The sequence below is a fragment of the Massilia sp. LMS1-1-1.1 genome (genome assembly GCF_040815535.1).
Classification (GTDB): domain Bacteria; phylum Pseudomonadota; class Gammaproteobacteria; order Burkholderiales; family Burkholderiaceae_D; genus Janthinobacterium; species Janthinobacterium aestuarii.
The window spans coordinates 121,262-140,968 of record NZ_JBFPNG010000001.1 but is presented as its reverse complement, the minus strand read 5'-3'; the positions used below and the strand labels follow the sequence as shown (position 1 = coordinate 140,968).

The 19,707-nt window shown below is 65.4% G+C and carries 17 protein-coding genes; 11 read left to right on the top strand and 6 right to left on the bottom strand.

The genetic code is table 11. From position 1 onward, the window contains the following. The first annotated feature begins 16 nt into the window (after window positions 1–16). The 7 genes from MRBLMS1_RS00720 to MRBLMS1_RS00690 are packed head-to-tail and all read left to right on the top strand — an operon-like array spanning window position 17 to window position 7,046. A complete protein-coding gene (locus MRBLMS1_RS00720) occupies window positions 17–1,090 on the top strand; it encodes an ABC transporter substrate-binding protein (RefSeq protein WP_485877156.1) in 1,074 nt (357 codons plus the stop codon). Beyond that, complete coding sequence (locus MRBLMS1_RS00715) at window positions 1,087–1,923, top strand: ABC transporter permease (protein ID WP_485877155.1); 837 nt, start codon at window positions 1,087–1,089, stop codon at window positions 1,921–1,923. Before MRBLMS1_RS00720 ends, MRBLMS1_RS00715 begins: the two co-directional genes overlap by 4 nt. Then, entirely contained in the window at window positions 1,920–2,684 is a 765-nt protein-coding gene (locus tag MRBLMS1_RS00710; protein ID WP_485877154.1) for an ABC transporter permease, read from the top strand. Before MRBLMS1_RS00715 ends, MRBLMS1_RS00710 begins: the two co-directional genes overlap by 4 nt. After that, entirely contained in the window at window positions 2,677–3,942 is a 1,266-nt protein-coding gene (locus tag MRBLMS1_RS00705; RefSeq protein ID WP_485877153.1) for an MFS transporter, read from the top strand. The genes MRBLMS1_RS00710 and MRBLMS1_RS00705 overlap by 8 nt, the downstream gene beginning before the upstream one ends. Continuing rightward, a complete protein-coding gene (locus MRBLMS1_RS00700; RefSeq protein ID WP_485877151.1) occupies window positions 3,939–4,820 on the top strand; it encodes an ABC transporter ATP-binding protein in 882 nt (293 codons plus the stop codon). The genes MRBLMS1_RS00705 and MRBLMS1_RS00700 overlap by 4 nt, the downstream gene beginning before the upstream one ends. A gap of 39 nt (window positions 4,821–4,859) precedes the next feature. Then, window positions 4,860–5,933 carry an ABC transporter substrate-binding protein gene (locus MRBLMS1_RS00695; protein WP_485877150.1) on the top strand — a complete coding sequence of 358 codons (1,074 nt, stop codon included), beginning with the start codon at window positions 4,860–4,862 and terminating at the stop codon, window positions 5,931–5,933. Between the two features lie 48 nt (window positions 5,934–5,981). Next, entirely contained in the window at window positions 5,982–7,046 is a 1,065-nt protein-coding gene (locus MRBLMS1_RS00690; protein ID WP_181878106.1) for an ABC transporter substrate-binding protein, read from the top strand. 19 nt (window positions 7,047–7,065) lie between these two features. Here MRBLMS1_RS00690 and MRBLMS1_RS00685 read toward each other — a convergent pair whose 3' ends face one another. Beyond that, window positions 7,066–7,188: a hypothetical protein gene (locus MRBLMS1_RS00685; protein WP_256267169.1), complete on the bottom strand. Its 123-nt coding sequence runs from the start codon at window positions 7,186–7,188 to the stop codon at window positions 7,066–7,068. A 159-nt stretch (window positions 7,189–7,347) separates the two neighbouring features. On the opposite strand from MRBLMS1_RS00685, the gene MRBLMS1_RS00680 reads away from it, so the two are divergent. Continuing rightward, window positions 7,348–10,041, top strand: coding sequence for a polysaccharide deacetylase family protein (locus MRBLMS1_RS00680; RefSeq protein WP_485877148.1), 2,694 nt, complete (start codon window positions 7,348–7,350; stop codon window positions 10,039–10,041). Next, window positions 10,042–10,422, top strand: coding sequence for an immunity 22 family protein (locus tag MRBLMS1_RS00675; protein WP_485877146.1), 381 nt, complete (start codon window positions 10,042–10,044; stop codon window positions 10,420–10,422). It begins immediately after the preceding gene. Here MRBLMS1_RS00675 and MRBLMS1_RS00670 read toward each other — a convergent pair. Further along, window positions 10,407–11,630, bottom strand: coding sequence for a response regulator (locus MRBLMS1_RS00670; protein ID WP_485877145.1), 1,224 nt, complete (start codon window positions 11,628–11,630; stop codon window positions 10,407–10,409). The two genes, MRBLMS1_RS00675 and MRBLMS1_RS00670, sit on opposite strands and share 16 nt — an antisense overlap. A gap of 110 nt (window positions 11,631–11,740) precedes the next feature. On the opposite strand from MRBLMS1_RS00670, the gene MRBLMS1_RS00665 reads away from it, so the two are divergent. Both MRBLMS1_RS00665 and MRBLMS1_RS00660 read left to right on the top strand, forming a co-directional pair. Further along, entirely contained in the window at window positions 11,741–13,819 is a 2,079-nt protein-coding gene (locus tag MRBLMS1_RS00665; protein ID WP_485877143.1) for a TonB-dependent receptor, read from the top strand. A 17-nt stretch (window positions 13,820–13,836) separates the two neighbouring features. Beyond that, the gene (locus MRBLMS1_RS00660; RefSeq protein WP_485877141.1) at window positions 13,837–14,382 is read left to right on the top strand and encodes an RNA 2'-phosphotransferase; all 546 of its coding nucleotides are present in this window, start codon (window positions 13,837–13,839) and stop codon (window positions 14,380–14,382) included. Window positions 14,383–14,386: 4 nt separating this feature from the next. On the opposite strand, the gene MRBLMS1_RS00655 is transcribed toward MRBLMS1_RS00660, so the two are convergent. The 4 genes from MRBLMS1_RS00655 to MRBLMS1_RS00640 form a co-directional block, all read right to left on the bottom strand. Next, window positions 14,387–15,601, bottom strand: a complete 1,215-nt coding sequence (locus MRBLMS1_RS00655; protein ID WP_485877139.1) for a PepSY-associated TM helix domain-containing protein — start codon at window positions 15,599–15,601, stop codon at window positions 14,387–14,389. Then, window positions 15,601–18,069 (bottom strand): TonB-dependent siderophore receptor, encoded by a 2,469-nt coding sequence (locus MRBLMS1_RS00650; protein ID WP_485877137.1) that lies wholly within the window; start codon window positions 18,067–18,069, stop codon window positions 15,601–15,603. The genes MRBLMS1_RS00655 and MRBLMS1_RS00650 overlap by 1 nt, the downstream gene beginning before the upstream one ends. Before the next feature lie 94 nt (window positions 18,070–18,163). After that, on the bottom strand, window positions 18,164–19,159 hold the full coding sequence (locus MRBLMS1_RS00645) for a FecR domain-containing protein (RefSeq protein WP_485877135.1): 996 nt from the start codon (window positions 19,157–19,159) through the stop codon (window positions 18,164–18,166). Next, window positions 19,156–19,665 (bottom strand): sigma-70 family RNA polymerase sigma factor, encoded by a 510-nt coding sequence (locus MRBLMS1_RS00640; protein WP_485877134.1) that lies wholly within the window; start codon window positions 19,663–19,665, stop codon window positions 19,156–19,158. Before MRBLMS1_RS00640 ends, MRBLMS1_RS00645 begins: the two co-directional genes overlap by 4 nt. Window positions 19,666–19,707: the final 42 nt, after the last annotated feature.

The following is a 19,707-nucleotide window of genomic DNA, read 5'->3' as shown; positions in this document are numbered from 1 at the left end:
CAAGAACAGGCCCACGATGTCATTGCAATTCTTACGTTTGAACTGGCGCAAAGTACTCGCTACCGCCCTGGCGGCAAGCCTGCTGGCGCCAACGATCGCGGCCGCCGCCGATCCGCTGCCGGCCGCCGTGCGCATCGCCGTCGTGGCCCGCACGGCGCCGTCCGGCAAGACCGTGTTTGCCGGCTCGGCCGCCCAGGTGGCATCCCAAGGCTGGCTGGCGGCCGAGCTGGGCAAGCTGGGCGTAAAGCTGGAATGGGTGCCCGTCACGACCAATTCCGTGGCAACGCAAGTCAACGAAGCGTTTGCCAACCATTCGATCGACCTGGCCCAGTATGGCGATCTGCCATCGATTATCGCCAATGCCTCGGGCTTGCAGACGCGGCTGATCTTGCCCGGCGGCAGCGCCAATAACACCTATCTGGTGGTGCCCAACGGCTCCACGGCCAAGTCGATCAAGGACTTGAAGGGCAAGAAGATCGCCCTGCACCGTGGCCGGCCGTGGGAATACCCGTTCGCGCGCTTGCTGGAAGCGAACGGCATGAGCTTGCGCGACGTCAAGATTCTCAACCTCAATCCCCAGGCGGGCGCGGCGGCCGTGGCCACGGGTGGCGCGGATGCCTTCTTCACCCTCAGCGACGCCTTTTTGCTCGAGGATAAAAAGGTCGGCAAGATCATCTGGGCCAGCAAGGCGCCGCCGCAGGACTGGAAGATGCGCGCCGAACTGTGGGCCGACAGCAGCTTTCTGAAAAGCTATCCGCAGCTGGCCCAGCTCGTGGTGACGGCCTATGTGCGCGAGCACCACCGGGCCGCCGGCGCCGGTGGCGAAGACGAGTATGTGCGCACCGAGGCGGCCGCGGGCCAGGTGGAAAGTGTCGTGCGGCGCGAACTGGCGGGCGACCATACGCCGTGGCAGGCGCGCTGGTCGCCGTTGTTTACGGCCAGCCTGCGCCAGCATTACGTGGGCGAGGCGGCGTATGCGAAGAGCGCGGGCCTGATCGGGCGGCCCCTGCAAGTGGACAGCCTGTTCGCGCCCCAGTTCGTCAACCAGGCGCTGGCGCAGCTGAAATTGCAAACTTACTGGGCGCCATGACTTCCTTGACTATCGCCTTGCCGCGCGCCTCAGCGCCAGCGCGTGCGGCCTCTGTTCCCTGGCTGCGGCGCTTCGTGCGCTCGCCCTGGTCCGTGTGGGCGTCGCCGCTGGTCTTGCTGCTGCTGTGGACGGCGGCCACCACGTTCGAATGGATGCCTGCGCACATCTTGATGTCGCCATGGCAAGTACTGCTGACGGCCCGCGACCTGGCGGAAAGTGGCGAACTGGGCCAGCACCTGGCCATCAGCCTGTTCCGCCTGCTGGCCGGTTTCGGCCTGGGCGCCAGCGCGGGCCTGGCGTTCGGCGTCTTGCTGGGCCTGTCGCCTGGCTTGCGCAGCTATGTCGATCCCACGTTCAATGTCTTGCGCCAGCTGCCCACGGTGGCCCTGATTCCCCTGTTTATCTTGCTGTTCGGCATAGGCGAGAGTTTCAAGGTGTTTATCGTGGCCAAGGCCAGCTTCTTTATCGTCGCGCTGGCCGTGCATGACGCCATCCGCAACCTGTCACAGCGCTATTTTGAAGTGGCGCAAGTGTATTGCTTTTCGCGCTGGCAGCGCATCCGCCTGATCGTCTTGCCCGCCATCGTGCCGGCCGCGCTGACGGGCATGCGCATCGCCCTGTCGCGTTCGTGGATGGTGCTGGTGGGTGCGGAATTGCTGGCCGCAGACAGCGGCCTGGGCCAGATGATGGAAATGGGCCGGCAAATGTTCCGCCTCGACGTGGTGATGGTGGGCGTGGTGCTGACGGGCATGATCGGCTTTGGGCTGGACCGGCTCTGCCACGCGCTGGAAGCGTGGCTGATGCGCTGGAAACGCGGTGGAGAGTCCAAATGAAGCAGCGTTTGATATTGATCATCAAGGGCGCGCTGCTGCCGCTGGCCTTGCTGGGCGCCTGGCAATGGGCCTCAGGACAGGGTGCGGCGGCCGCCTACATTTTTGTGTCGCTGGGCGACCTGGCGCACAGCTTGCGCGATCTGGTCTTGAGGGGCGAACTGTGGGTGCATTTGCGCGCCAGCCTGGGCAGGACGTTGGCCGGCTTGCTGCTGGGCGGCAGCGCCGGCATCGTCACGGGCGCGCTGATGGCGCAGTCGCCGCTGGCGGACCGGCTGATCGGCCCGCTGTTCCACAGCATCCGCCAAGTCCCGCTGCTGGGCCTGATTCCCCTGCTGGGCCTGTGGGTGGGCAATGGCGATGGCGCCAAACTGCTGGTGATCGCCATCGCCGCCTTTTACCCGACCGTGCTCAACACGTATGCGGGCATGCGGCAGGTGGAAGGGCGCCTGCGCGAAGTGGGGCAGGTGCTGACCCTGACGCGCTGGCAGACCCTGCGCCAGATTTTGCTGCCGGGCGCCATGCCGGCCATCGTCACGGGCATCACGCATGCGCTGGCGTTTGCCTGGCTCGCTTGCCTGGGCGGCGAACTGCTGTTTGCGGCCGGCCCCGGCATGGGTTCCTTGCTGCTCAATGGCGAAGTGTCGGGCCGCATGGACGTCGTCTTGCTGGCCGTGCTCGTGATCGCCTTGCTGGCGCAAGCGATGAACGTGGCGTTTGCGCGTCTCGCGCGTTTGCTGGTGAAGGGGCGCAGCAGTGAGTGAATCGCTGCCATTCCAGCCAGACGCGGCCGCCAGCGCCCGCGAAGGCGAGCTGCGCGCCTTCTTGCTGCGCTTTATCGGCCTGACCTTGCTGTCGGGCGTGACCATCGGCATGAACAAGGTGCTGGCTACCTTGCTGGGCTTGCACTTGCACGTGAGCAATTTCCAGCTGGCTGCGATCAGCAGCGCGGAAACCCTGGCCATGGCGCTCGGTACCATTCCTGCCGGCTATATCTTGTCACGCGGAAATCCGAAGCATTTGTACGCGGGAGTGAGTCTGAGCCTGGCACTGGCCTTCTGCGTGCTGCCGTGGCTGCCCGGCTGGCAATGGGTGGCCTTGCTGATGTTCTTGGTTGGCCTGTGCATCTCGCTGCGCATTGTAGCCATGAGCACGGTCTTCCTTGTGCGCTTGCCGGAACTGGGGCAGGGCAAGGCGGGCTGGTACAAGGGGACCTTGATCCTCGGCATGCAATTCCTCGGACCCCTGTGCGGCAACTACCTGATCGCGCAGCTGGGGCTGAAGGCGGGCTTTTTGATTTCCGCTCTGATGTTCGCCATCCTGGCCATGCTGGGCTGGCAAGTGTTGCCTGACAATACGGCACCGCGCAAGCTGGAGGGACATGCTGGCGTACCTGGCGCGGCCAGCCTGCGCGAACTACTGCGCCTGCCTATCGTGCGCGTGACGTACCTGTTTGAAATTCTCGCCAGCTTTACGGCGTCCAGCGTGGGCGTGTTTTCCATCTTGCTGGCCATCCGCGTGTTGCACTGGCCTGCGCATCACTCCGTCTGGCTGATGGCCGTGCAGGGACTCAGTTGCGTGCTCGTGCTGCTGTTCCTGGGGCGCTTCGTGCTGGCCAGCCGCTACCGCGAACAATTGTATGGCGGCGCCCACCTGGCCATCATGGCCGCCTTGCTGATCCTCGGCCTGTGGCCGAACAGCATCGCCTACCTGGCTGCCTCCGTGCTGCTGGGCCTGGGTCTGGGTGTGAATAACCTCGTCAATACGGACAATATCGCCCGCGCGCCCGTCGACAAGGCCAGGGTCTCCGCCCACTTGACTCTGTTCGGCATGGTGGGCGGCACGGCTGGCGCGCTGGCGGCGGGCCGCCTGGCCGACCTGACGGGCTTGCGCAATGTGTTCCTGATCTGGCTGGCTCCGTGGCTGGCCGCCTGGCTGGTTTTCCACGGCAGCCGCTGGCTGCGCCGGGCGCCGCCCGCCGCCATTCCTTCCCTCGCCCCCACCGCAGAGAGTGCGCCATGAATGATTTCGTTTCCCCCTCGGCCTTGTTGCCGCAACAGCAGCACCTGAGCGGCGGCTTGCAAGTGCAGCACGTGAGCAAGTCGTTTTCGCTGAAAGGCGCGCCGCTGCCCGTGCTCGACGATATTTCGCTGACCATCGCGCCCGGTGAATTCGTCGCCATCGTGGGTGCGTCCGGCTGCGGCAAATCCACCTTGCTGCGCCTGCTGGCGGGCCTGGACACCGATTACACGGGTTTGCTGCTGCACGATGGCGTGCCCATACGTGGCACGGATCTGCACCGGGGCCTCGTGTTCCAGGATCACCGCCTGTTTCCCTGGCTGACGGTGCAGCAGAACGTGGCCGTGGCGTTCAGCAATACCAAGGTGCCGCTGGCCGAGCGGGAAGCCCGCGTGGCGGCGGAAATCACGCGCGTGGGCCTCGATGGCTATGCGGATGCCTACCCGCATCAATTGTCGGGCGGCATGTCGCAACGGGCGGCCATTGCCCGCGCCCTTGTGGGGCGGCCCGACGTGCTGCTGCTGGACGAGCCGCTCGGTGCGCTTGACGCGTTGACCCGTTTGCGCTTGCAGCAGGAACTGCGCCGGCTGTGGCAAGACGAAGGCATCACCATGGTCATGGTCACGCATGACATCGATGAAGCCGTCTACCTGGCCGACCGCATCGTCGTGCTCGATGCGCGTCCCGGCAAGGTGCGCCGGGTGCAAGACGTGCCGCTGGCCCACCCGCGCCAGCGCGGTTCGCCCGGTTTTGTCGCCATCCGCGATGGCTTGCATGCGGATTTCAGCGACCTCGACGAATCGCATGCGCCCGTGGCGCAGGAAGAACACCCCAGCAGCTTGTGGGATGGCAATGAATGGGCGCGCAGGATGGCGCTGTAGTTTCCTTTTTGACCGGTCCACCCACTCTGGAGATACACCATGAGCAATGAAAATCAAGTAGAAAAGCAAGCACTCGACACCCTGTGGTACACGCGCTGCCCCGTTCCGACGGGCCTGGGGATAGCCCTGCAGCAAGGCTGGTTGGAAGAAGCCTTGCGCGCCGACGGCACCAGCTTGCGCTCCTTGCGCGAATCGGACCAGGAAGCCGTGCGCGAATCGCATTTCGACCATACCCTGCAAAATTCCGTGCGTCACGGTGGCAACATTCCCGCCCTGTGGGCGCGCGCGGCGGGACGCGAGACGCGCGTGATCGGCCTGTCGTGGTCGGACGAGACGCAGCTGATATTGACCCTGCCCGGCAGCGGCATCCAGACCGTGCGCGACCTGAAGGGCCGGCGCTTCGGCTTGCCACTATGGGCCAAGGCGCAGATCGACTTTGCGCGCGCGCAAGCCTTGCGCGGGCTGGAAAACGCGCTGAGCCTGGAAGGGCTGGCGGTTGCTGATGTGGAACTGGTCGATTATGTGGTCAACGCGGGCCAGAGCGAAGCGGCGCCGGAGAAGGGTGCGGCGACGAATCTGTTCAGCGGCGCGCGGCGCGGCGGCCAAAGTCCGGAACTGCTGGGGCTGCTGCGGGGCGAGGTGGACGCCATCTTCCTGAAAGGCGCGTCTGCCGCGCAGCTGGCGCAGCAATTCGGCTTGCACACGGTGATCGACACGGGCATCCATCCGGAACCCCTGATCCGCGCCAACAACGGCACGCCGCGCACCCTGAGCGTCGATGCGCACTTGCTCGACAAGCATTTCAATTCCGCCGTGACCCTGGTCGACCAGGTGCTGCGGGCCGAAGCGTGGGCGCGCGGCCATGCGGACGAGACACGGCGTTTCCTCGCGCGCGAATCGAATGCCAGCGAGCACTGGGTGCAAGTGGCGTATGGCAAGGATGCGCATCTGCGCCTGGATACGGACCTGGCGGAAACGTCGGTTGCCGGCTTGCAGGATTTCAGCGACTTTTTGTTCCGCTGGAATTTCTTGCCCAGCAAGGTCGACGTGCGCGCCTGGATCGACCCGCGTCCTTTCGAAGCGGCGCTGGCGCAGACGCGCCGGGCGGCTTGAGCGGGAAGCACGTCAACAGTGGCCATGTTCGATGATGAGGAGAATGCGATGCGGCGACGCACGGTGATGGGCGGGCTGGCTTTGCTGCCCCTGGCGGGACAAGCGGTGTCGGCGGTGTCGGCAGCAAAAGGGACGGGGGCGCCGCCGGCGGCCCTGCGCATCGCCTCGACGGGTTTTGCGGAAAACGGCAAGGCGGAACTGGGCGGCATCGCTTACCGGGTACAGCAGGAAGGCTGGCTGGCGCGGGAACTGAAGCAACGGGGCGTGCGGCTGGAATGGCTGCCCGTCACGGGCGACACGGGCGCGACCATGAATGAAGCGTTCGCCAGCGGCCGCATCGACATGGCCGCGTATGGCGACTTGCCGTCCGTCATCCTCAACGCGGGCGGCGTGCGCACGCAGGTGATCGTGCCGGCGGGGCGGGGCACGGACCAGTTCCTGCTGGTGCCTACCAGTTCGCGCGCCACGTCATTGGCCGAGCTGAAAGGCAAGCGCATCAGCGTGCACCGGGGCCGGCCGTGGGAACTGGGCTTGCGCCAGCTGATCGCCGACCAGCGCATGTCGCCCACGGATTTTCGTTTGATCAATATGGATTTGAAGCCTGGCACAGCCGCGCTGGCCACGGGTGCCGTCGACGCCTTGTTCATGATCAATGGCTATCCGCTGGAAGACAAGGGCATCGGCCGCATCATCTGGTCCAGCAAGGGGCTGCCCGAACGCAAGATGCGGGCGGAGCTGTGGGCGCGGCGCGACTTTACGCAAGCCCATCCCGACATCGCCGAACTGGTGGCCACGGCCTGGCTGCGGGCCCAGCACTGGGCGGCGCTCGATGGCAACCGCGAAGCGATCATCAAGGATGGCACGCGCAACGGCACGCCCGACAGCGTGGTGCGGCGCAGCTATGACGATCCGGGCCTGCAGTGGAAGGAGCGCTGGTCGCCCCTGTATGACGACGCCGTGTACCGCCATTACCGCCGGGTGCTGGCGTTTGCGCAGGAACAAAAGCTGATCCGCCAGCCCCTGACGGCGGAGGAATTGCTGGAACCGCGTTTTGTCGCGGCAGGCTTGAAAAAGCTGGGGCTGGCCAATTACTGGGAGCCGGCCAAGGTGTAGTGCCAGCGTGGGGTGTGGTTCAGTGCGGCAAGCATACGCGTCCCGCCACATTGACCACGTCGTCGCCCGCATGCGCGCGCAGTTGCAGCAGCATCAGGGCTACGCCCAGCATCAGCGCCGCGGCGCAGAGTTTCTTGTGCATCGTCTTTCCTGTTCGTACGTTCGATGAGGTTTGCCGGCATATTATTGCCCAAATTCAGCGTGCGGGCTGAGCATGTGCCATGCGTGCTTTACAATTATGCATCTGCGCATCCGCGCCATCCGAATTCTATGCATAGTATGTGAAGGGAATGACAAGCCTGTGACTTCCAAGCCGATCAAGATCGCCGCCACCGTCGTCGTGGCGCTCGCCGCTGGGGCGGGCATTTACACGTTTACCCGTCCCGCAGCCACCGCCACGCCAGGCGCCCCGGCCTCGGGCAGCCCGGCCGCCGCGCCCCAGTCCACCGTCGATACGGCCGCTGTGGCCAGCCAGTTCCGCGACTTGCTGGGCAATTTCCGCAAGATCATCGTGCTGCTGGCCGACGAGCAAAGCTTGCCCGAAGGCGCGCGCGACGAAGCCCGCAAGGTGGGGCAGGCGCTGTTCCATGAAAACCAGGAACGCATCGCCAAGCTCGATGCCGCGCTCGACCAACTGACGGCGCCCACCAATCCGGGCCGTTTCGAGGCGCTCGACGGTTTATTGACGTATATCGAGTCCGATCCGGGCCTGTACGACGCGGACCGCCTGGCGTTCCGCGAACTGCTGCAAAGCATGCTGGCCGACGTGGCGAAAGACTCGTCCTTGCCGGCGATCAAGCTGCACAAGCGCATTTCCGAAGACCTCGACGCGCTGGGCGAGATCGAGCGCAATTACGAGAAAGAAATCCGGCAGATCTTCGGCAACCTGGGCCAGCGCGCCATCGAGCTCAAGCGAGAACGGTGGGACGATTACGTGGCGCAGCTGAAAAAACTCTACAGCCGCGAACAGATCCTCAAGGAAAACGGCATCGTCGTGCCTTACACCGTGCCACCGGCCGGTTCCATTCCGGAAACCAAGCCGGTGCCAAAAAAAGATGAGGCGGAAATCTTTGGCCTGGGTTTGCCGAAGAAAACCATCGTGCTGACCTTTGACGACGGCCCGCACCGCCGCTATACGGAAGAAATCAGCGCCATTTTGAAACAATATGGCGTGCCGGCCGTGTTCTTCAACGTGGGCCGCAATCTCGGTTCGCTCGATGCGGAAGGCCACGCGAAGCTGAACGCGGGCGCGGAAGTGAGCCGCAAGCTGATGAAGGAAGGCTATGCCGTGGGCAACCACAGTTTCAGCCATGCACAGTTATCGAAACAGACTGGCGACAAGCTGAAGGGCGAAATCCTTGGCACCGACACTTTATTGAAGGCCATCAGCCCCGAGCGGGCCGCGCTGTTCCGCTTTCCGTATGGCGCGCGCAACAGCGAAGGCATGGCCGCGCTGGCCGATGCCCATCTGAAATCCGTGATGTGGAATATCGATTCGCTGGACTGGGCCGACCCCGTGCCCAGTTCGATCACGAACCGGGTGCTGGCGTCCGTCGACAAGGCGGGACGCGGCATCATCTTGTTCCACGACATCCACGAACGCACGGTCAAAGCCTTGCCGGCTGTGCTCGACAAGCTGATCGCCGAAGGCTATCAATTCGCAGGCTGGGATGGCACGAGCTTCCAGGTGGCGAAAAGCACGGCGCCCGCGCCGGAAAAAGTGCCCGTCACCACCGGTTACGCCAATTCCTGGGCCGTCGTGATCGGCATCGATGATTACGCCAAGTGGCCGAAACTGCAATATGCGGTGCGCGACGCGCAAGGCATCCGCGAAACCCTGATCGAGAAATTTGCGTTCGCGCCCGAGCGTGTCGTCACCCTGAAGAATGGCGAAGCGACGCGCAACAACATCCTGGCCGCCTTCCATGACAAGCTGGCCCATGGCGGGGTGCAAAAGAATGACCGCATCTTCGTCTTCTTCGCCGGCCACGGCGCCACGCGCAAGTTGAGCTCCGGGCGCGACCTCGGCTACATCGTGCCCGTCGATTCCGACCCGGCGCAGTTCGCTACGGATGCGATCCCGATGACGGAAATCCAGAATATCGCCGAGTCCCTGACGGCCAAGCACGCGTTCTTCGTCATGGACGCCTGCTATAGCGGCCTGGGCCTGACGCGCGGCGCCGGTTCCAGCTCCTTCCTGCGCGACAACGCCAAGCGCATAGGCCGGCAAATGCTGACGGCCGGCGGCGGCGACCAGCTGGTGGCCGATGGCGGGCCGAACGGCCACTCCGTATTCACGTGGACCCTGCTGCAAGGGCTGGCGGGCAAGGGCGACCTGAACGGCGACGGCCTGATCACGGCCACGGAACTGGCGGCTTACGTGGCGCCGGCCGTGTCCAGCGTGTCGAACCAGACGCCCGCGTTTGGCAGCTTGCCCGGTTCGGAAGGGGGCGATTTCGTCTTCGAATTGCCGGGCGAGACGGAATTCCTCAGCCCGAACACGACGCAGCTGTCGACGGAAGCCATTGCCCTGAACAGCAAGCTCGACGCCAAGCCGGCGGCAGCCAGCGTAACGGTCAAGGATTTGCAGGGCGGTGAACAGAAGATCGTCACGCCGGGCGCCGTGCCGAGCTCGACGCGCCAGCTGGCGCAGCGGGCCAACGACCGTGGCTTGCAGCTGTACAAGGAGAAACAGTATGCGGCGGCGGAAGCGCAATTTACGGAAGCGCTGAAACTGCGTCCCGATTTCGCGCTGGCGGCCAACAACCTGGGCTTTGTTTTCTACAAGCAGGAAAAATACCGCGAAGCGGCCCGCTGGTTTGAAAACACGGTCAAGATGGACCCGTCGCGCGCCATTGCCTATCTGAACCTGGGTGACGCGTATGCCAAGGCTGGCGATGCGGCCAAGGCCAAAGCCGCCTATAAAACCTATCTGGAACTGGCGCCGACGGCGGCCACGGCGCCGGCCGTGCGGCAAAAGATGGAGAAGCTGTAGTTGGCCACTACTTTGCCCATCGTCCACGTGTTTGCCTGCAGCGGCCGTTTCCCCAGCTGGGAAGCGCTGCAGGCATATTTGTCGCCCACGTACACGGAAGATGGTGATGCCATGCCATCGCCATTCATCCTGGAAACGGGCCTCACGTGCTACGAGCCGGCCTGTTTTGAAAGCGCCATGCTGGCGTCGCCCGCGCCGCTGGCGCAGTTGCTCGATGGCGTGTCGTATCCCGACAGCTGGCTGGCGCAGGCCTGCGCGGACGCGGATGGGCAAGGCGTGCTGGCCGACACGGCCGTCTGCGTGTTTGCGCCAAACCAGCTGGCGCACCCGCAGCGCAGTTCGCTCCATTACGTGGGCAGCTATGCCTACGCCGGTGGTTGAACACCATCCTCGCGTTGCTCATGCAGTAACTTGTTGATTGCCGCCAGCAGGCTGGTGCCCGAGGTGGTGATAAAACGGGCGCCTGCCGCCTGCGCTTCCGTGCCGTAGCTGGCGACCGTATCCTTGCTGCAATATACGACGATGGGCAGTTCCGGCAAGGTCTGGCGCACTTCGCGCACCGTGCGCACGCCCGCATCCTTGATGCGCCGGCGATTTTCCACCCGTGCCATGTCCGTGATCAGCAGCGCATACGGTTTCTGTTGCAGCATGGCCAGTGCCTGCCGCGTCGACACGGCCTGGTCCACCTTGATGTTTTCCCGTTCCAGCTGTTCCACCAGCAAGGTATTGTTGCGCGGATGGTCGTCCAGCCACAGCACCAGGCTGGCCGGCTTTTGCGCCATCGGCACGCCGGCCAGGGCCGTGACTGGCGCGCCGCCATCGGGCGGGTAGGCCAGCAGCAGCTGCGTGACGGCTTCCTGCATGTCATCGAGCGACTTTTGCTGCAAGCGGCTCAGTTCCGTCACCTCGATTTCCTTGCCGCTCTCCAGGCGCACGGATTCGTTCTTGACCATGCTGTCGGCCCGCTTGATCATGATGGACAGGTAAATGCGCGTAAGCAGGTAGCCGATCAGGAAACCATGCACGGAAAAGAACAGCATGATGCCGCCCACCACCGCCATCGCCGTGGCCGTATCCGTGGCCAGGCTGGGCGCGATAAAGGCGGCCATGCTGCGTGCGCTGCCGGGCAGGCTTTTGAGTTCGATCAAGCCTACGCCGACGATGATTTTCGTCAGCCAGTCCGACACTTCCACCAGATTCGAATTGATTTCCATGGGCGTGGGCGTGCCCAGGAACAGCGTATTGCTGGGGGCGGCGGCCGCCGTGTCGGTCCCTGCGGCCGGTGGCTCGTCCGTGGGACGGCTCTTGCCATTGTTCCGCTCGTCGGGCGGTGCGGCGCTGACGGTGCCAGAGGGCAGGCTGCGCGGGATGCCGAACAAAAAGCCCAGCAGCATGCCGCTGACGCAAAATCCCAGGCTCCACAGCAGGGCCGGCACGGCCTGGTAGTAGGGCGGCAGCAGGGCGCCCGCCATCACGGCCAGCAAGCCCGCCAGCAGGATGAACAGCAGGATGTAGGGTAGCGCATCGCGCTTGCGCACGGCCGCGGCGGCGGTTTTCGTTGCCTTGCCGGTACTGTCGCTCAGTTCCACGGTCGCTCCTTGAAAAATGCTGAATCCAAACAAGCAGCCGGCCGCGTATATATCCGGTAGGCTAGACCAAGCCCTGGACCCATACTGACATCATAAAAACTGGAGACGCGATGCGATTGAGAAAACGCAAACTGGTAGCAGCTTGTGCGCTGGCATTGCTGGGCTTGGGGCGCCAGGCGGCGGCCCAGGCCCAGTCCGAGGCGGCTCCAGTTGCCGATGAAACACGCACCGTGCGCGTGACTGGCCACTACGACAACGCCGTCGGCACGTCGGATGCGGCCAGCCAGGGCGTCATCACTACTGAGTTGATTGTCAACCGGCCCGCTTTGCGCACGGGCGAATTGCTGGAATTCGTGCCCGGGCTGATCGTCACCCAGCACAGCGGCGACGGCAAGGCCAACCAGTATTTCTTGCGCGGCTTCAATCTCGACCATGGCACGGATTTCGCCACTTACGTCGACGGCATGCCCGTCAATATGCGCACGCATGCGCACGGGCAAGGCTATTCCGACCTCAATTTCCTCATTCCCGAACTGGTGCAGCGCATCGATTACAAGAAGGGACCGTATTTCGCCGGCGAAGGCGATTTCGCCTCGGCAGGCAGCGCCCGCATCCGCCTGGCCGACAAATTGCCGCAGGGCCAGGCCAGCGTCTCCGTCGGCCAGCACGGTTATGTGCGCGGCGTCGTCGCCGATTCGTTGTCTGCCGGGCCAGGCACCTTGTTGTACGGCCTGGAAGTGCACCGCAACAACGGTCCCTGGGACGTGCCGGAGCACGTGCGTAAATACAGCGGCGTGCTGCGCTACAGCCAGGGCACGCCGGACGACGGCTTCAGCGTGACGGGCATGGCCTATAAAAACAGCTGGAACGCCACCGACCAGGTGCCGCTGCGCGCCGTGGAATCGGACCAGATCGGCCGTTTCGGCAGCCTCGCGCCCAGCGACGGCGGCGATACCTCGCGCTACAGCCTGTCGTACGCGATGCGCAAGCGCACGGACAACCGGCTGTTCGAGCTCGACGCCTACCTGATCCGCTCGCGCCTGGAACTCAACAGCGACTTCACGTATTTCCTTGCCGATCCGCAACAGGGCGACCAGTTCCAGCAAAGCGAGCGGCGCACGGTGGCCGGCGTGAACGCCAGCGAAAGCTGGACCATGGAGCTGTTCGGCCTTCCCCTGCGCAACAAGCTGGGCGTGCAGGCGCGTGTTGACCGGCTGTCGCCCGTGGGCTTGTACAACACGGTGGAGCGCGTGCGGCAGAGCACGGTGCGCGAAGACCGGGTGCGCGAAAGCAGCATCGGTCTTTACGGCGAAAACACGGTGCAATGGCTGCCCTGGCTGCGTTCCGTGGCGGGCGTGCGCTATGACGCCTACCGTTTCAAGGTGGACAGCAGCATAGACGGCAACAGCGGCTCGGCGAACGACCACGTGATGTCGCCGAAACTGTCCTTGATACTTGGGCCGTGGAGCAAGACGGAATTTTTTATCAACTACGGCAAGGGATTCCACAGCAACGATGCGCGCGGCACGACGCAGACGCGCTTGCCCGACGGCACGCCGTCCACGCCCGTCACGCCGCTGGTGCCGACCAAGGGCATGGAATTGGGCGCGCGCACGGAATGGTTGCCTGGCCTGCAAAGCTCGCTGGCCCTGTGGCGCCTCGACATCGCGTCGGAATTGCTGTTCGTCGGCGACGCGGGCGAGACGGAGGCGAGCCGCGCCAGCCGCCGCCACGGTATCGAGTGGAACAACCACTACATTGCCGCACCGTGGCTGCTGTTCGACCTGGACCTGGCCGCTTCGTGCTCGCGCTATACGGAAAATGATCCGGCCGGCAATTTTATTCCCGGATCGATCGACAAGGTGGCCTCGTTCGGCGTGACCGTGACGGACCAGGGGCCGTGGTCGGGCGCCTTCCAGCTGCGTTACTTCGGCCCCCGTCCGCTGATCGAGGACAACAGCGTGCGCTCGGCCTCGACGACGTTAGCCTACGCGCGCGTGGCGTATCAGATCAACCGCAAGACGCGCGTCTCGCTCGACGTATTCAACCTGTTCGACAAGCGCGCCAGCGACATCGACTATTACTATGCGTCGCGCTTGCCTGGGGAAGCAGCGGAAGGCGTGAACGACCGGCATTTCCACCCGGTGGAGCCGCGCTCCGTGCGCCTGACCTTGTCATATGCGTTCTGACAAGGCTACACTGGGGCATGACAGATCATTTGGTAAATACCAGCAAATTCCTTTCCCTCATACTGCGCCACGCCCCCGAAAAAATCGGCCTCGCGCTCGATCCCCAGGGCTGGGCCGATATCGGCCAGCTGCTGGCGCTGGCGGCCCAACACGGCCGCCGCCTTTCCCGTGAACAATTGGATGAGGTGGTGGCGCGCGACAGCAAGACGCGCTATGCCATCAGCGATGACGGCTTGCGCATCCGTGCCAACCAGGGGCATTCGCTGTCCGCCGTCGATATCGGCTTGCCGCCCGCCACGCCGCCCGCCGTGCTGTATCACGGCACGGCCAGCCGCTTTGTCGACGCGATCCGCGCCGGCGGTTTGCTGGCGGGCGCGCGCAACCACGTGCACCTGTCCAGCAATCAGGAAACGGCCGTGGCCGTCGGCGCGCGCCATGGCAAGCCCGTCGTGCTGACGGTGGATGCGGCCGCCATGCAGGCGCAGGGCCACGTGTTTTACGTGTCCGACAATGGGGTGTGGCTGACGCCGGCAGTGCCAGTGGCCTTCATCGGCTTTCCCTGACGAATTAATGACTTAGCGCTTTGGCCCTGGCTTGCCCCTGGCGCTTGCGGCGCCAGATCAGCACGCCCGTCACGCTCAGGCCCGCCACCAGCACGCCCATGGCGCAAATAAACAGTTTGAAAGGCCAGCCCCACATCGAGGCCATGTGCAGGGCGCTGATCCAGCTGCGGATGGTGTCGCCGCTCGCCGCTCCCGTGGGGAGCCAGGTGGCCAGCTGCCGGCCGCTGGCCGCGTCGAAAAAGACGGTGGTCAGGCCCTTGTGGGCGCGCACGTCGCGGCTGCTGCGCACGTTGTAGCTGTACACGCCCAGCGCGCGTTCGTAGGCCAGCGCGTTTTCCTCGATGATGGTGAATGCGTGCTGGCGCGCCAGCGCGTCCATCAACTGGCGGCCCTGCGTGCGCGCGGCCGGCCAGTCCAGCTGCGGCCCCGGCGACGGCGTGTGCCGCGCGACGATTTCTTCGGCACCCTGGTGGGCAAACAGCGGATGCATGACGGCCGCATAGGCGCCGTACAGGTTGAAGGCGACGCCGCTCCACGCAAACACCAGCAGCATGGCCCACAGCCACAGGCCGCCCGCGCGGTGCAGGTCGAACACCAGTTTATAGCTGCCGCCGTTGCGGCGCAGCAGCCATGACGGGCGCCAGCGCAGCAGCCACGGTTTGCTGCCCGGCGAGCGTTTCTTCAGGCGCGCGGGGAAGGTCAGGGCGGCGCCGATGAAGCAGTCGAGCGTCCACACGATGGCGATCAGGCCGAACATCAGCAAACCCGTGTCGCCCAGCGCCAGCGCGTAATGCAGGCGCTCGATGAAGGGCAGCAGGTTGATGGCACCCTCGCTGATCTCGCCCCAGCGGCGCTGGCCGAGGATCGCGCCCGTGTAGGGATCGACGAACACTTCGTCGCTGGCCAGCGGTGCGTCGTCGGGCTGGCGCAGGTAGAACACCATGCTGTGGCCTTGGGGCGCGGACAGCGGCGCGTAGCTGACCTGCGCCTGGGGAAAGCGTGCAGCGACGGACTCGCGCAGCAGCAGGGCGTCGAGCGGCGCCGCACCAGGCGTGGGCGGCGCCACGCGGAAGACGGCGGGCAGCATGGCCGCCTCCAGTTCATCCTTCCACGCGAGCGCGCTGCCCGTGACGCCAGCGACGATGAGGAAGCCGGCCATCAGCAGGCCCGCATAGCGGTGCAGCGCCGCCAGGACGGGGCGCATGTGCAGCGATGGCATCAGAAGCGGTACATGGCGCTGACGTTGGCCGTGCGCTCCGCATTGCGGTAGCACAGGTTGGGCAGGTAGCCGCAGTCATACAGGGTCTGCTTGTTCAGCACATTGTTGACGTTGAGGGCAAATTGCCATGGCCCGCGCGACACGCCCAGCGCCGCATCCCATTGCGTGATGCCGCCATTGCGGATGTTCAGGTTTTCGCCATCGGAATTCGAGCGCATGGCGCCGAGAAAACGCATGCCCAGCGCCGCATACGCAGGCAGGCTGCCGGCCAGCGTGAACGATTGTCGGGCCCAGGCCGAGGCGCTGTGGCGCGGCGCGCCCGCCTGCTGCAAGCCCAGGTCGCCGTTATTGCTCTTCCTGACTTCCGTATCGAGGTAAGTGTATTGGGCGATCAGGCTCAGACGGCTGGCGAACTCCGTGCGCGCTTCCAGTTCCACGCCGCGCGAACCCACTTTGCCCGTTTGCTGCAGGCGGCCCGGGTTGCCGATGTCGGACGTGGTCACGTTGTCGCGTACCAGGTCGAACACGGCCGCCGTGTAGCTGGCGCGCTGGCCCACGGGCTCGTAACGCACGCCCGCCTCGAACTGCTTGCCGCGCGACGGCTTCAAGGCGTCGCCGTTGGCCGTGATGCCCAGTTCGGGCGAGAACGAGGTGGCGTAGCTGACATACGGCGCCCAGCCGCCATCGAACAGGTAGACGGCGCCCACGCGGCCTGTGGTGGCCGATGGCGACTGGTGGAAGTCGGGTTTGACGGCGCCGCTATTAAGATCGGTGACGTCGCGCGACTGCGTGGCCTTGTCGCGGCGCAGGCCCGCCGTGACGACCCAGCGGTCCCATTTCAATTGATCCTGCGCGTACAGGCCCAGCTGGCGCGACGGCGCTTCGGCGCGCGTGGGCGCCTTGGCCGGCACCAGGGGCTGCTTGCCGTACACAGGCTGGTACAGGTCGATCGGCTCGATAAAGCCCCGCTGGTGGCGGTAGTCGTCCGTGTTGCGGATGTTCGCGTAGTCGACGCCCAGCAGCACCTGGTGCGTCAGGCCGCCCGTGGCAAACTTCGCCTGCAGCTGCGTGTCGGCGAACAGGCTTTTCGACGCCGTATCGACAGGCATGAAATAGCGCTCCACCGTGCCGTCGTCATTCAGGCCCAGGGGAAACATGTCCGTGCGGTCGTTTTTCAGGCGCGTGTAGCGCAGGTTCTGGCGCAGCGACCACGTATCGTTGAATGTGTGCTCGAACTCGTAGCCCAGCATGGTGTTGCGGCGCTTGAAGCGGTTATCGTCGCCCATCAGGTTCACACTTGGGTCAACCTGTCCGCGCGGGCCCGGGTGCAGCAGCTGGTTCGGAAACGCGTACTGCTGGTTGTCCTGCTCGTAGCGGGCCAGCAGGGTCAAACGCGTCGCGGGGCCTGCCTGCCAGGTGAGTGAGGGGGCGAAGTACAGGCGGTTATCGCGGTCACGGTCCAGCCGCGTATGGGCTTCGCGGCCCAGCATGACGACCCGGTAAGTCCAGGCGCCTGGCGCATCGAGCGCACCGCCCACGTCCGCTTTCAGCTGGCGGCGCTGGTAGCTGCCGTACTCAATTCCCACTTCGCGCATGGCGTCCGCACTGGGACGCTTGCTGACGGCGTTGACCATGCCGCCAGGCGGAATCTGCCCGTACAGCACGGACGCGGGGCCGCGCAGCACTTCCAGGCGTTCCAGGCCATACGGCTCGATCGAGGCGCCAAAAGTGCGGCCCGAGTTGCGCAAGCCATCTTGCAGGATGCCGTTCGTCTCGATGGTAAAGCCGCGCAGCAGCGAGGAGTCGTCGCTGCCCAGCGGGCGCTGGTTCGGCGTCACGCCGGCCGTGTAGCGCAGGGTTTCGTCGAGCGATTCGGCATTGCGGTCGCTGATTTCATCGGCCGTGACCACCGACACGGATTGCGGGTTTTCATTGAGGGCCGTATCCGTCTTGGTGGCCGAGCCGGCGCGCCGCGCCACGTAGCCGCGCACGGGACCCGTTGCCGTTTCGCGTTCGCTGCTGGCATTGATGGTGATGGCGGGCAGGGTGGCACTGGCCTGGGCCGGCGTGGCTGCCGGTGCAGGGGCAGTCTCCGCCCGCAGCGCATACGCGCCGTTGGCGCCCGCCACCACGCGCACGCCCTGGCCGCGCAGCAGTTCCTCGAAACCCTGGCGCACCGTGTAGCTGCCCGCCAGGCCGCCGCTGCGCTTGCCCTGCAACAGGGCCGCATCGGCCGACAGTTCCACGCCGGCCGCGCTGGCGAACGTGGTCAAGGCCCGTTCCAGCGGTCCGGCGGGCACCGCGTACTGGCGCTTCGCTTGCGTCGCGTCGGCCGTCTGCGCGTGGGCGGCAGGGGCCGTGACGGCGACGGCGCCCACGGCGGCGCCTGCGAGGAACAAGGCCTGGATGGCGGCGGCGAGGGGGAACGGACGCAGTTTGTGCGCAGGTGCGGTCAGGCGAGGGGGCATGGTGCAAATCCTTGGAAAGTGGCGGGAAAAAAATCGGTTCTTCCCGTATTCCGAACGAAAAGCCAAAACCCTCAACGTTTTTTCACTTATTTTTTCAGGCGGCCTGGCGCGGCCCCACGCTGACCCAGTAGCGCGTGCGGTAAACCAGCTGCACGGGAAGGCTGGCGGCCAGGTTGGCCAGCGAGCGGTCCGTGTCGCGCAGCGAATACACGCCCGTCACGCGCAGGCCGGCGATCGATTCGTCGCAGCGCAGCACGCCGTGGCGGTAGCGCCCCAGCTCGGCCAGCAGCTCGTCCAGGCGCATGCGCTCGGCCACCAGGCTGCCATCGGCCCAGGCGGCGGCGCTGTTTTCGACGTTCGTCACATCTTGTACTTCCAGGCGCGTGTAGCCAGCCTGCTGGCCCGCCTGCAGGTGCAGGGCGGGGGCGCCGTCCCGCATCGGCTGCAGCGGCTGCAGGGCGACTGTGCCCTGGAACACGGCGACACGGCTCTCGCCATCATCGAGGCGCACGCTAAAACGCGTGCCCAGCGCCGTGGCCGTGCCTTGCGGCGTTGCCACCAGCAGCGGACGGTAGACGGGCGCCGTTTCGCGCGCGCTGGTGACGAGGATGGCGCCAGCGCGCAGCACGATGCGCCGTTCATTGGTGCCGTAGCGAACGTCGATGGCGCTGGCCGTGTCGAGCACCACGTGCGTGCCGTCGGCCAGCACGATGGCGCGCGTCTCGCCGACCGACGTGCGGTAGTCGCTGGCGGCGCGCTGCCACAAGTCCGTTTCGTGCGTCAGCAGGGCCGTGCCCCCGCCCGCCGCGATCAGCCCCAGCAGTTGCAAGGCGCGCCGACGGCCGGTTGCATGGCGCGGCGCCGGCGTCAGGGCGTTGCGCGCCACGTCGCGCGGTAACGCCTCGAATTGCCGGGCAAAGCGCTGCAGCCGGGCCCAGGCCCGTTCGTGTTCAGGGTTGGCGGCGCGCCAGGCGGCGCAGGCGTCGGCATCGGCCGCGCTGGCGTCTTCCGCCCACAGCCGTGCCATCCACTCGGCGGCGCGCTGCAGCACGGCGGGGGCGATGGGGGCGCTGTCCAGCTGGGAGCTCATGCGAATTGCGCCGCGCAGCAGGCCAGCAGCGCGCGGGCGATGTATTTTTCCACCGACGAGACGGAAACGTCCAGGCGCATGGCGATGTCGGCGTAGCCCATGCCTTCGAGCTTGCACAGCAAGAAGGCGTCACGCACTTTAGCGGGCAGGCTGGCGAGGATAGTATCGATTTCCATCAGCGCCTCGACGATCAGCGCGCGCATTTCCGGCGTGGGTGCGGCCGCTTCCGGCTGTGCGGCGATGGCGTCCGCGTAGGCTGATTCGATATGCCGGCGGCGGAACAGGTCGACCACGAGGCCATTGGCGATCTGCGCCAGGTGCTGGCGCGATTCGTCGCGTCCGGGCGCGCGGCCCCGCGCGAGGATGCGCAGATAGGTGTCGTGCGCCAGGTCGGCCGCATCGAAGGCGTTGCCCAGCTTGCGGCGCAGCCAGCCCTGCAGCCAGCCGTGGTGGTCGGTGTAGAGCACTTCGATTTGTCGATGCAGTTCCAGTTCGGGGCGTAGCATGCAACCTTTCCATGCCATGGTCCGCGGACAAACAGGCCTTGA

Bases quoted from the DNA above. Each gene is read 5' to 3' on its own strand.
- MRBLMS1_RS00640 (WP_485877134.1), bottom strand. From the start codon at position 19,665: ATGCTACGCCCCGAACTGGAACTGCATCGACAAATCGAAGTGCTCTAC.
- MRBLMS1_RS00645 (WP_485877135.1), bottom strand. From the start codon at position 19,159: ATGAGCTCCCAGCTGGACAGCGCCCCCATCGCCCCCGCCGTGCTGCAG.
- MRBLMS1_RS00655 (WP_485877139.1), bottom strand. From the start codon at position 15,601: ATGCCATCGCTGCACATGCGCCCCGTCCTGGCGGCGCTGCACCGCTAT.
- MRBLMS1_RS00720 (WP_485877156.1), top strand. From the start codon at position 17: ATGTCATTGCAATTCTTACGTTTGAACTGGCGCAAAGTACTCGCTACC.
- MRBLMS1_RS00700 (WP_485877151.1), top strand. From the start codon at position 3,939: ATGAATGATTTCGTTTCCCCCTCGGCCTTGTTGCCGCAACAGCAGCAC.
- MRBLMS1_RS00685 (WP_256267169.1), bottom strand. From the start codon at position 7,188: ATGCACAAGAAACTCTGCGCCGCGGCGCTGATGCTGGGCGTAGCCCTG.
- MRBLMS1_RS00695 (WP_485877150.1), top strand. From the start codon at position 4,860: ATGAGCAATGAAAATCAAGTAGAAAAGCAAGCACTCGACACCCTGTGG.
- MRBLMS1_RS00690 (WP_181878106.1), top strand. From the start codon at position 5,982: ATGCGGCGACGCACGGTGATGGGCGGGCTGGCTTTGCTGCCCCTGGCG.
- MRBLMS1_RS00715 (WP_485877155.1), top strand. From the start codon at position 1,087: ATGACTTCCTTGACTATCGCCTTGCCGCGCGCCTCAGCGCCAGCGCGT.
- MRBLMS1_RS00650 (WP_485877137.1), bottom strand. From the start codon at position 18,069: ATGCCCCCTCGCCTGACCGCACCTGCGCACAAACTGCGTCCGTTCCCC.
- MRBLMS1_RS00660 (WP_485877141.1), top strand. From the start codon at position 13,837: ATGACAGATCATTTGGTAAATACCAGCAAATTCCTTTCCCTCATACTG.
- MRBLMS1_RS00665 (WP_485877143.1), top strand. From the start codon at position 11,741: ATGCGATTGAGAAAACGCAAACTGGTAGCAGCTTGTGCGCTGGCATTG.
- MRBLMS1_RS00710 (WP_485877154.1), top strand. From the start codon at position 1,920: ATGAAGCAGCGTTTGATATTGATCATCAAGGGCGCGCTGCTGCCGCTG.